General features: G+C 70.4%; 11 protein-coding genes. 4 read left to right on the top strand and 7 right to left on the bottom strand.

From position 1 onward, the window contains the following. Window positions 1-34: 34 nt before the first annotated feature. Window positions 35-427 carry a VOC family protein gene (locus ACTMVF_RS34575; protein WP_441274991.1) on the top strand — a complete coding sequence of 131 codons (393 nt, stop codon included), beginning with the start codon at window positions 35-37 and terminating at the stop codon, window positions 425-427. Between the two features lie 51 nt (window positions 428-478). On the opposite strand, the gene ACTMVF_RS34580 is transcribed toward ACTMVF_RS34575, so the two are convergent. Next, window positions 479-829: a hypothetical protein gene (locus ACTMVF_RS34580; RefSeq protein ID WP_441274992.1), complete on the bottom strand. Its 351-nt coding sequence runs from the start codon at window positions 827-829 to the stop codon at window positions 479-481. Between the two features lie 151 nt (window positions 830-980). Between ACTMVF_RS34580 and ACTMVF_RS34585 the strand changes: the two genes are divergently transcribed. Beyond that, window positions 981-1,880 (top strand): PhzF family phenazine biosynthesis protein, encoded by a 900-nt coding sequence (locus ACTMVF_RS34585; RefSeq protein WP_441275050.1) that lies wholly within the window; start codon window positions 981-983, stop codon window positions 1,878-1,880. A gap of 112 nt (window positions 1,881-1,992) precedes the next feature. Here the strand turns inward: ACTMVF_RS34585 and ACTMVF_RS34590 are convergent, their stop codons facing one another. After that, complete coding sequence (locus ACTMVF_RS34590) at window positions 1,993-2,652, bottom strand: hypothetical protein (protein ID WP_441274993.1); 660 nt, start codon at window positions 2,650-2,652, stop codon at window positions 1,993-1,995. A gap of 98 nt (window positions 2,653-2,750) precedes the next feature. After that, window positions 2,751-3,758, bottom strand: a complete 1,008-nt coding sequence (locus tag ACTMVF_RS34595; RefSeq protein WP_441274994.1) for a pectate lyase family protein — start codon at window positions 3,756-3,758, stop codon at window positions 2,751-2,753. A gap of 271 nt (window positions 3,759-4,029) precedes the next feature. Between ACTMVF_RS34595 and ACTMVF_RS34600 the strand changes: the two genes are divergently transcribed. Beyond that, entirely contained in the window at window positions 4,030-7,221 is a 3,192-nt protein-coding gene (locus tag ACTMVF_RS34600; protein ID WP_441274995.1) for a glycoside hydrolase, read from the top strand. 15 nt (window positions 7,222-7,236) lie between these two features. On the opposite strand, the gene ACTMVF_RS34605 is transcribed toward ACTMVF_RS34600, so the two are convergent. The 4 genes from ACTMVF_RS34605 to ACTMVF_RS34620 all read right to left on the bottom strand — a co-directional run bounded on the left by ACTMVF_RS34605 (window position 7,237) and on the right by ACTMVF_RS34620 (window position 10,347). Beyond that, on the bottom strand, window positions 7,237-7,488 hold the full coding sequence (locus ACTMVF_RS34605; protein ID WP_441274996.1) for a hypothetical protein: 252 nt from the start codon (window positions 7,486-7,488) through the stop codon (window positions 7,237-7,239). Beyond that, on the bottom strand, window positions 7,485-7,721 hold the full coding sequence (locus ACTMVF_RS34610; protein ID WP_441274997.1) for a hypothetical protein: 237 nt from the start codon (window positions 7,719-7,721) through the stop codon (window positions 7,485-7,487). Before ACTMVF_RS34610 ends, ACTMVF_RS34605 begins: the two co-directional genes overlap by 4 nt. Window positions 7,722-7,785: 64 nt before the next feature. Next, on the bottom strand, window positions 7,786-9,093 hold the full coding sequence (locus tag ACTMVF_RS34615) for an ATP-grasp domain-containing protein (RefSeq protein WP_441274998.1): 1,308 nt from the start codon (window positions 9,091-9,093) through the stop codon (window positions 7,786-7,788). A 3-nt stretch (window positions 9,094-9,096) separates the two neighbouring features. After that, window positions 9,097-10,347, bottom strand: coding sequence for an ATP-grasp domain-containing protein (locus ACTMVF_RS34620; protein WP_441274999.1), 1,251 nt, complete (start codon window positions 10,345-10,347; stop codon window positions 9,097-9,099). Window positions 10,348-10,568: 221 nt separating this feature from the next. On the opposite strand from ACTMVF_RS34620, the gene ACTMVF_RS34625 reads away from it, so the two are divergent. Further along, window positions 10,569-11,099 carry a hypothetical protein gene (locus tag ACTMVF_RS34625; protein WP_441275000.1) on the top strand — a complete coding sequence of 177 codons (531 nt, stop codon included), beginning with the start codon at window positions 10,569-10,571 and terminating at the stop codon, window positions 11,097-11,099. The last annotated feature ends 71 nt before the right edge of the window (window positions 11,100-11,170 follow it).

The raw sequence follows: 11,170 nt of genomic DNA on the forward strand, positions 1-11,170 counted from the left end.
CCAGGACGGCTCACCCGTGAAGGAGAAACACACCATGTTCGGACAGTCGCAGGCCTTCAGCGGCTTCTCGGTCGACGACCTCGGCGAGGCCCGCCGGTTCTACGGTGAGGTACTCGGCCTCGATGTGGAGGAGAGCGGCGAGGGCGACATGCGGATGCTGCTCGTGAAGCTCGGCAGCGGCGCGCGGGTCTTCGTCTACCCCAAGGAGCAGCACACCCCCGCGACGTTCACGATTCTCAACTTCCCCGTGGACGACATCGAGGCCGCGGTCGGCGAACTGGAGCGGCGCGGCGTGACCCTGGAGCGCTACGCCGGGTTCGACCACGACGAGAAGGGCATCGTCCGGGTCGGCAACGGCGGCCCTGCGGCGATCGCGTGGTTCACCGACCCCGCAGGGAACGTTCTCTCCGTACTCCAGGAGAACTGACCGACCGAACGGTGCCGCGCCGGCTCCCGGCAGGCCCAGGGACAGCGACGGTCACAGCGTGAAGCTGATGACCTGTCCGTCACGCTCGATGGTGGCGCCGCTGATGCTGAGGGAGTCGTAGCAGCCGTGGCTGCTGAAGACCTGGACCCACTGGCCGGCCGGCACGGTGACGGGGATGTCCTTCACCTGGCCGACGGTGAAGTCGCTGTGGCAGGTGTAGACGCCCGCGCTCTGGGTCATGACCGAGTCCCCGTCGGTGATCGTGACGCGGAGCGTGGCGGTGACGTCGGCCTGGGCGGTGGCCGCCGCCGCGGGCATCGTGAGGGTCAGCGCGCCTGCCGCCGCGAGCCCTGCGGCCAGGGCGGAGACACGGGTACGACGGAGAGCGGGACGAAGACGCATGAAGAACTCCGGATTCTCGGCTCCGGGCGCACGGCTGCGCCGGAGTGGGGTGTCTCGAACGGTTGACCAGCGCTGTGGGGAAGGGCCGTCGCGGACTATCGCGCCGGGACGCGTGGGAATCGGTGCGCCGCCGCGCTGGTTGTCGTACGGCATGGAGATCAACGACCGGGCCGACGGCGCCCCCGATGTGCTGCACTACACCGCGTTCTCGACCCACCCGGACGGCGGCAACCCGGCCGGCGTGGTCCTGGACGCCTCCGGCCTCGACGACGCCGAGATGCTGGCGATCGCCGCCCGGTTGGGATACAGCGAGTCCGCGTTCCTGACCGGTCCGCCCGAGGAACTGAAGGAACTGGTCGGGGCACCCGGGCGTGCCTTCACCATTCGTTACTTCAGTCCTCAGGCGGAGGTGCCCTTCTGCGGCCATGCCACCGTCGCCGCCTCCGTCGCCCTGGCCGAGCGGATCGGTCCGGGCGATCTGGTCTTCGCCACCCGTGCGGGCACGGTGCCGGTGACCGTCAGCGGTGAGGCGGACGGCACGCTCCGGGCGACCTTGACGAGCGTGGAGCCCCGCGTCGAAAAGATCGCCGAGGAGGAACTGGCCGAGGCCCTGGCGGCGCTGGGCTGGCCCTTTGCCGACCTCGATCCGCTGCTGCCGCCCCGCATCGCCTTCGCCGGCGCCCGCCATCTGGTACTCGGGGCCGGCAGCCGGGAACGGCTCGCGGACCTCTCGTACGACTTCGAGCGGCTCGCCGCCCTGATGCGGAAGCTGGACCTGACGACCGTGCAGCTGGTGTGGCGTGCCGCGGACACCGTCTTCCACGTCCGCGACCCCTTCCCGGTCGGCGGTGTCGTGGAGGACCCGGCCACCGGTGCCGCGGCCGCCGCCTTCGGGGCGTACGCGCGTGAACTCGCCCTGGTACCCGCGGAGTCGGTGCTCACCCTGCACCAAGGCGAGGACATGGGCAGGCCGGGCGTGCTCACCGTGACCCTGCACGCCGGCGACCCGAAGGTCCGGGTGAGCGGCGCGGGCACGCGGATGCCCCGGTGACGCAGGGAGGGCGGAACTCCTCGACGCCGTAAGGATCTGCCGGGAGGGGCGGCGCCCGGGAGCGGCTCCTGCCCGGCCCACTCCGGGCACTTCCGGGCACCAACCCCTCGGCTCACAGGCCGTCGCGCACCATCGCGGCGACGATCCGGACGTGGCGGTCGGCCGCCGTGTTCGAGAACTCGTTGTCGTAGTTCAGGCCGTACGGCCAGAAGTGGCCGCCGCCGGTGGAGATTTTGGCGCTCGCACCGTCGAACTGCCTGACCAGCGCCGTGGCCTGCGCACCGGTCCAGGTACCGCTGCCGCCGAGGCGGGACCAGCCCGAGCTCGTCCCCACGCCGATGGTGTGGGCGATCTCGTGCAGGGCGGTCCGCTCGGTCATATAGCTGCGGTTGCCGAAGCGGATCGTTCCGTTGATGTTGCCGTCGGCGGTAGGCACGCCCGGGTCATAGCGGACGGTGATGGTCTTGCCGAGGTCGCTGAGGTTGTTGTAGCGGGCCACCGCGGCGTTCATGGCCTTGGTGATGAGGTCGTAGGCCGTGCGCTGGTCCTCGGTGGGGTTGGCGGCCCGTTCGAGGGTCCAGGTGATGGTGGCCGCCGCCGATACCTGCCCCTGCGAGGCAGACGTCGGCGCCGATGCCGGCGCGGTCTGTGCCGTGGCCTGCGCGATGCCCGGGCCTGCCAGTACGGCGGCCGCCAACGCGGCGACGACCGCCTTGGTGCGCCAAGGTATGGGTGTGTGCCGTGCGGGCAGCGGGGCTCGTCGTGAACTCATCGGGGGGTCCTCCTGTGGGGGGTTGGCCGTCGCGTGTGTGTTGGGGGGGGCGACGGTTGATCAGTGCGTCCGCCGAGGACGGATGCGGGCGGAGGCGGTCAGGTGCCGATCTTCCCGACTCCCGCCCCGGCCTGGACGAGGGAGGGCACGTCGGTCGCGCGGTCCAGCGTGTACGCGTAGTAGGTGCGCGGTTCGGTCACGGTCCCGTTGGTCTCGCAGCCACCGGTCCCCGTGCCGGCGAAGACGTTGTCGCGCTGGACCAGTCGGCCCGGTCCCGACTCGTCGTAGCCACTGGCCGAGTAGCAGGGGTGGGGGACGGCGTCGAAGTAGTTGCCCTCGACCAGCACGCCCGCGTTCATGGTCGACGCGACGCCGTACACCGCGTTGCCCTTGTAGTAGTTGTTGTACACGTGCACCGGTTCACCGAACCGCACCCGCGGATGCCGCTGTCGCGACCCGTCGAAGAAGTTGTGGTGGATGGAGACCTTCAACTTGCCCGTGTCCTGGCTGCTGTTGGCGTCGGAGTGGCCGAGCAGCATGGACTTGTCGGTCTTGTTGAACCAGTTCCACGACACGGTGACGTACTGGGAGCCGCGGACGATGTCGATCGCCCCGTCGACCGAGCCGACGAACTCGTTGTGGTCGATCCAGATGTGGTGCGACTCCTGGCCGACGTTGACGGCGTCGTCCTCGGCGTTCGTGAACCTGATGTTGCGCACGATGACGTTGTAGGAGCGGTAGAAGTCCAGGCCGCCACCGTTGATGACGGCCGAGGAACCCACTCCGACGATCGTCTTGTCGGGGCGCACGCCCTGCTTGCTGGTGATGTCGATGGTGCCCTGGACCCGGATGACCAGCGGCCCGGTCGTGTCGATGTACTCCAGGAACTGCTCGGTGGTGGTGGCGGTCACGGTGGGGCCGCCGACTCCGCCGGTGGTGCCGTTCCGGCCGAGCGCGTCGACGGCGGCGAAGCCGGTGGGGGACGTCTCCGCCAGCGGTGCCGGTGTCCTCTCGGCGGCGGTACTGGACGGCACCGTCAACACGCTTGGCAACAGGGCGAGTGCGAGAGCGGGGACGGCGCGTGCGGCGCGTGACGACGACCTCATGCGGTTCCTCCCGGGGCGAGGGGCGGATCTTGTTCGGTCGTGCGAAAACGGGGATGGACACGGCAGCCGGATCGGGAGGGCGGAAAGCGCTTTCCCGAGTGTCCCGGAGAGTAATCAGATGCCTTGGACATGTCAACGACATCGCCGGACCTGCACGTCCGGCCCCAACTCGCCCGCCCTCTTGACGAGTTCATTACCGTCCCGGAGCATGCCCTGAGCGCGATTCCTTCTGTTCGGTTCTGTTCAGCTCTGTGTTGTGGAAGGGAGTGCCGTGACCCAACGGCATCGCATCGTCCGGGCCCTGGCGTCGACGGTCCCTCTGGTGCTCGGCGCGAGTCTCGTGGCTGCCGCCCCCGTGGCGAGCGCGGCAGACCCGGCGCCGCAGAGCGCGGTCAACGTGCGGATCGACCCCTCCTACCAACAGCAGGAGTTCGAGGGCTGGGGCACGAGCCTCGTCTGGTTCGCCAACGCGACGGGCGGCTACCCGGAGCCCATCCGAAGACGGCTCGTGGAGATGCTGTTCGGCGCGGACGGTCTGCGCCTCAACGTCGCCCGCTACAACATCGGCGGTGGCAACGCCCCCGATGTCCGCAAGGACTACATGAAGACCGGCGCCACCATGGAAGGCTTCTGGAAGGCCCCCGAGGGAACCACCCAGAAGGACATGGACTGGTGGGACCCGAACAACCCGGACCACTGGAACTGGGACGCCGACGCCGGCCAGCGCTGGTGGGTGGACCAGATCAAGGACAAGGTCGACCGCTGGGAGGCGTTCAGCAACTCGCCGCCCTGGTTCCAGACGGTCAGCGGTTATGTCTCCGGCGGCTTCGACGCGAGCGCCGACCAGATCCGCGCGGACCGCGTCGACGACTTCGCGACCTACCTGACGCGGGTGACGGACCGTCTGGAGCAGGCGCACGGCATCGAGTTCGACACCATCGACCCGCTCAACGAGCCCAACACGCCCTACTGGGGCACCCAGCTCGGAGCGGACGGCCAGCCCACGGGCGGCCGCCAGGAAGGCGCGCACGCCGGCCCCGAGCTCCAGCAGAAGGTGGTCCTCGCACTGGACAAGGCCCTCGAAGGGGCACGCACCGACGCCGAGATCTCCGCGATGGACGAGACCAACCCCGGCATCTTCACCCAGAACTGGAACGCCTACGGCACCCCCGCCCGAGCCGCCGTCGACCAGCTCAACGTGCACACCTACGGCACGGGCCAACGCACCAGCGCACGCGACATCGCCAAGGGTGCGGACAAGAAGCTGTGGATGAGCGAGGTCGAGGGCAACTGGGGTACCGGCACCGACTTCACCAGCATGGACCCGGGGCTCGGCATCGCGACCCGGATGGTCGACGACATGCGTGAACTGGAGCCCGCAGCCTGGGTGTTCTGGCAGCCGATCGAAGACGCGATCCCCCAGGCCGCGGCCGGCAAGAACTGGGGCAGCATCCACGTGCCGTTCAACTGCACGGCCGAGGACACCCTGGAGACCTGTCCGATCCGGGCCAACTCCAAGTTCCACACCATCCGCAACTTCACCCACTACATCCGGCCCGGCGACCACTTCGTGAAGGTCGACGACCCTTCGAGCGTCGCCGCGGTGCAGCAGAACGGCCGTACGGCGACCGTGGTGCACGTGAACGGCGGCGCCTCCGCGCGCTCGGTGACCCTCGACCTCTCGCGCTTCGGCAAGGTCGCGCCGGGGGCCACCGTCACGCCCGTGGTGACGAGCACCGACGGCGCCCTCGTACGGGGCACGCCGGTGCCGGTGACGGACCGCTCGGCCACGCTCGCCGTCCCCGCCAAGTCGGTCACGACCTTCCTGGTCGGGGGAGTCGGCGGGGTGGCGCGGGATGCCGCTCTCGTCCAACCCGGGCATGTCTACCGGCTCCAAGGGACGCAGAGCGGCAAGTCGTTGGCGCCGTCGGACGACGGCAGCGGCGTCGTCATCCGGGCGACCGACGCCGACAGCGCCGAACAGCTGTGGTCCGTCCGGAAGTTGACGCGGGGCACCGACAACCGCGAGCGCTACGCCCTCACCAGCGCCCCGACCGGCAAGCGGCTCGCCGTACGCGACAACCAAGCCGTCCTGGAGGAGCCGGAGAGCGGCCAGGTGCCCGAAGCGGCGCAGTGGATCATGTCGACGACCGGCGACGGCACATGGACGTTCGTCAACGCCGCCACCGGCCGCCTGATCGAAGTCACCGGACAGTCGACCGCGGACGGCGCCAAGGTGTCCACGTACACCCCGACCTCGGCGGCGAACCAGCGCTGGACCGTGACCGACGAGACCGTGCTGCGCACCGCCGCGGCTGAGGCGTTCACCGTCCCCGGCCTGCGGCCCGAGCTACCGACGACGGTGACGCCGGTGTTCCGGGACGGCGCCCGGGGCGCGCTGCCCGTCGTGTGGAACCTTCCGCCGGACCGGACGTGGCGCGATCCGGGCACGGTGCGGGTCAGGGGCGAGGCGACCGACCCTCTCGGGCGGAAGATCCCCGCGCTCGCTGTCGTCACCGTCGACACGATCGCTTCGACCCTTCCAGGGCGGGCCAAGACCTACTTGGGCGGCACACCGGACCTCCCGGCCACGGTCGTCGGCATCGGCCGCAACGGCGGCCGGGCCGACCTTCCGGTGACGTGGGACCCGGCCCCCGAGGGGGCGTTCGACACGGCCGGGGTGGTGACCCTGCGTGGTGTCGCCCGGGTCGTCGGCGGCGACGAGGTCGACGCGGCCGTGCGCGTGCAGGTCACGGAACCGGTGGAGGCCAACATCGCCGCGGACGACGGCGTCTCGGTCGCCGCCTCCTTCACCGAGAGCGGGTACTCCGCGGAGCGCCTGCGCAACGGCGACCTGTCCGAGAAGGCCTGGTCCAACTGGAAACCGGGGAACACCAAGAACCCCTCCGACACCGTCACCTTCACGCTGCCGAAACCACGCGACCTGAACCGCCTCGTCGCGCACTTCTACCGGGACGGGAGCAGCGCCTCCTTCCCCGAGAGCCTGAAGGTGCAGGTCAGGGCGGCCGACACCGGCACGTGGACCGACGCGGGCGGCCCCGTCACGGTCGGGACCGAGGGCAGCCCGGTCGTCGATGTCCCGCTGGCGACGGGACCGGCGTCCGGGGTGCGCGTCGTCATGACCGCGCGTCAGGGCGGCTACCTCACCATGAGCGAGATCGAGGTGTACGCCAAGAGCACCGGGGCCTCCTCGGATGCCGCCGCCGCGTCCATCGAGGTGGCCGGGAAGGCGATCCCCGCCTTCGCCCCGGACACGACCACCTATCGGGTCGTCACCGACGCCCCGAGCCGGAGCCGGGTCACGGCGACGGCACGCGACCCCTACGCGACGGTCGCCGTCGACCGTCTCGACGAGCCCGGCGGGGCGGTGGCGGTCGTCTCCGTGACCAGTGAGGACGGGTCACTGACCCGGACGTACCGGATCCATCTCGTACGACGCTGAGGTTTTCGGCCCAGGTCAAGCGCCCCCGCCCGGGTGCGGGTCGTGCAGCGCGTACAGCCCGCTGACACGCGCACCGCGCAGGCGCTTGGCCTCGATGGCCTTCATCCCCGCGTGCAGAGCGATGCTGCCATGGCGGTACGCGTCCTCGATGGGCGCGTAGTTGGTGAGGGCGAAGTACGCGAAGGGAGCCGGGCGTTCGGGGTCGATGCCGACGGCGCGCAGCCATGTGGTGTCGCCCTGGTGGTAGTAGAGGCAGAAGCCGGTCATGAGGGGGCCGTCGAGGGGACCGTCGTAGGCGGCGACCACTCGGGCGTGGTCGCCATGGCGTCGGCCTGTCGTTTCAGCAGGGCTGTCATGGCGTCGGTGTCGTCGCCGTGACCGTGCGACTTCTGCAGCGCCGCGAGGAGCCGCCCGGCGTCCTGGTAGCAGTCGGCGAGGCGTTGGTGACGGACGTCGAGACCGGCCGCCGCGAATGCGGCGCGTTCATGACGTATCGCCACGCGGCGCTTGGACGGCAGTGCGGCCCAGGCGACGCAACCGGCGCTCGGGGCGTGACGGTACCGGTCATGGGGTGAGCAGGGCTCGGATCTTGCCCAGGATCTCCTGACGCGGCCAGCCCGCTGTCCGGTGCAGTTCCTCCAGGTGCTTGACGGTCTGCCGCTCCTCGCCCTCGGCGAGGGTGAACACGACGATGTCTCCGTGACTGGTGTCGTCGATGACCAACTCGTGGGCGGTCACGAGATGCAGACGATTCGTCAACTCCGTGCGCACCGACTCCGGCAGGCGCTCGGGAGTAAGGAACTCGATGGCCCATCCCGTACGTCGCACAGGGCCCGGGGTGTACGCGCCGCGAGCCATGTCGGCCAGGGCGACGAAGGTGTTGGTGCCGGAGGCGGCGCAGGACAGCGTGGTGGCACCGCCGATGCGCGGGTTGATCTCCAGTATCACGTACCGCGAACCGGTGTAGATCATGTCGACGTTGACGGAGCCGTGGACGCCGAGTTCCTCGCACAGGGCCATCAGCTTGGCCGCGACCGGTGCGAAGTCGGCGTCGGCCTGCGGTCGGGGGCCGCACCAGCGCAGGTCGGCGAAGGTGAACACGGGCTCGGTGCCCGCCGTGCCCGTCCAGCACACCGGCAGTACCCGGTACTTGCCGGGCTCGCCCACGAGGTCCACCGAGCACAGCGCGCCGGCGACGCATTCCTCGATCACCGCCGACGCCTCGGGTGGGTCGGCGAGATACGCGTCCAGGGCGGCCGCGTCGGGCAGGGCCCTGATCCCCATGCTGGTGGAGTCCCACAGCGGCTTGGACAGGAGCGGGTAGCCGATGCCGGCGGCGGATGCGCGCAGGGCGTCCGCGTAGGCGGGAAACGCCACTCCGCGCCCGGCGAGCAAATCGGAGTCGACCTTGACGCCGCGTGGGGTCTCCAGGCCCGCGTGCAGGAGCAGTTGCTTGGTCTCCCACTTGTCGCACAGGGCCAGGGTCGACGGAAGCGGGGTCATGACCGTGGGGATGCCTCGGGCGTCGAGCAGTTCCTTGACGGTGGCGTCCCGCAGGGCGTTCTCGCACGGCAGCGAGAGGCAAACGGCGGCGTCCGCGCCCCACCGTGCGACCTCCCGGGCGAATTCGGCGGGGGTGGCGGCGGCGTCGAGGCGGCGGCGTTCGCCGGGGAAGTCCCCGTCGCCGGCCGTGCCGTGGGTGTGGAACAGGCAGCTCTCGATGCCGAGTTCAGCCAGGTCGCGGACGCATCGCTGGATGTACGGGTCGGCGCGGCGGATCTCCACGGACCGCAGAAACGCGATCTTCTGTACGGGGTTCTGTACGGGGTTCTGGGCGGGATTCTGGGCGGGATTCTGTAGGGGACTGCGCACCGATCAGCTCACTTTCACTCGGGAGTCGGCGATCACCTGGTCGGCAAGCCGGCGGGCCTCTTCGACGGACGCGGCGCGTGCCACGACGTGCCCCACCCGCCCGGAGCTGTCGGCCGGTTCGGGCACCCGCTGTCCGGGCCGGATGTGGATGCGGCTGTGGGTGCCGGGCACGTCGGGGATGACGACCTCCTCCACCACCCCCGCCCGGTCGGGCAGCAGGAAGAGCAGCGCGGCCGCCGCTTCGCGGGTCGGTGCGGTGTGCGGCACCTGCCCGGTCACGGCCTGCAGATAGGCGCTCGCCTCGCTGACGCCGGTCGCGGCCTCGACGATCTCGCAGATATTGTCCCCGGGCAGCCGGGCCCCGGTCTCGATCACCACGGGTTCGCCGCCCGGGGGGATCTTCACCTCGGTGTGGGCGATGCCGTTGCGCACCCCGACGGCGAGCGCGGCGCGCGCCGCGGTGTGCTGGATCGCCCGTACCGTGCACGGGTCGAGCCCGGCAGGGCAGGAATGCCCGGTCTCCACCCGGTAGGCGCCCGCCGTGGTGTCCTTGCGGACCACGGGCAGCGGGTAGGGCACGCCCTCGTGCACGACCGTGTCGGCGGAGAACTCCTCACCGGGCACATAGCTCTGCAGCAGCACCCGCGAGTCCAGCGGCAGACCGTGCGGCTCGGCGCGGGTGGACCGCCCGGCGGCGGCCACCGCCGCATCGAGGCCGTCCGGGCCCGCCACCACACTCACCCCCCAGGAGCCGCCCTGCTCGGCCGGTTTGACGACGAGCGGCCACCCCAGCCGTCCGGACGCGGCGACGTGATGGGCCTGTTCGGCGGTGGCGACCACCGCGTCCGCCGGGGCCGGCACGTCCGCCGCTCGGAACGCCTGCGCCATGGCGATCTTGTTGCGGGCGGCCTTGGCGCGCAGCGGATCGTTGCCCGGCAGCCCGAGGCGTGCGGCGAGCATGGCCGCCAGGGGGGTCAGCAACTCCCAGCAGGCCGCGACACCCACGATGCGATGCGTACGGCAGAACGCCTCCATGTCGTCCAACGCCCGTGTGCCGTCGGCGAGTTCGGTCAGGCACACACCGGCGAGAGCGCTGGTCAGCCACGGCTCGTAGCCGGCGTGCACCCGCTCGTCGGTGGCCGCGTACAGCCGTATGCCCAAGCGGGCCGCGGCCTTCACCAGGAAGGGGCCCGCGTTGCCCATGGGCTCGATCACCATCACGCCGGTCACGCCCGGCTCGTCGCTGCTGTCCACGCGCCCAGTGGATCGGTCGCGGTGGCGCACCGTCCATCGGGCTGTTCTCTGAAAAGAACTCGCTGCTGACAGAGCCGAGTTGGCGGAACCCACAGCCCTGACGCCCCTATGGCGTGGGGGAGTTGGTGCACAACACCGATGGCTTCAACAAAATGTTGCGTGTTCGGATCGGGGCAGGCGCACGGTCAACCGAACGGCATGGTGCGAAGGAGTCATCCCTCGTGAACAGCCCGCACGACCAGCTCGCCGAGTACATCCGCCAGGGCGTCATCCCCCCGTACCAGTACTCGTACCGAGAGAACGAAGGTGATCACGGCCAGGGAGACCGAGATGGCGGCCGCCGGTGGTTGGTCGTGCGACCAGCCGGACCCCCTGCGTCATCCGCCCATCGCGGCCGCGGCCGCACCGCCGTGACCTCCGAGCAGGCCACTGTCTGGGCCTACCCCCAGCCGCACTTCACCCTCGTCCGCTCGGGCATCTCCGTCTACAAGCACGAAGGGGCCCGGCGTCCAGGAGACGCGTACAGATCCGAAGACGCGTACAGATCCGAAGACTCGCACAAAGCCGACAACAGTGCCCGAACCATCCCGATCCCTCACCTGCGAGGCGCCCGCCTGCATCCCGCGCCGCTCTACCCCGCCACCTCCGACGCCGCCGCGGTCTGGGACGCCGCCGAGGCCCGACTCGCCGTCTCCCTGCCCCGTCGCAACACCGCTGTGCTGCTCCGCCTCGACGTGGCGCCATCGGCATAAGCCGCGAAGTATGACGAGGGGGGACGTACTGGTGCGGGTCCGCAGTCCCGTGCCGGCGTTCCGACGCTCTC

The sequence above is a fragment of the Streptomyces sp. SD31 genome (assembly GCF_052068475.1).
In the GTDB taxonomy this organism is placed as follows: domain Bacteria; phylum Actinomycetota; class Actinomycetes; order Streptomycetales; family Streptomycetaceae; genus Streptomyces.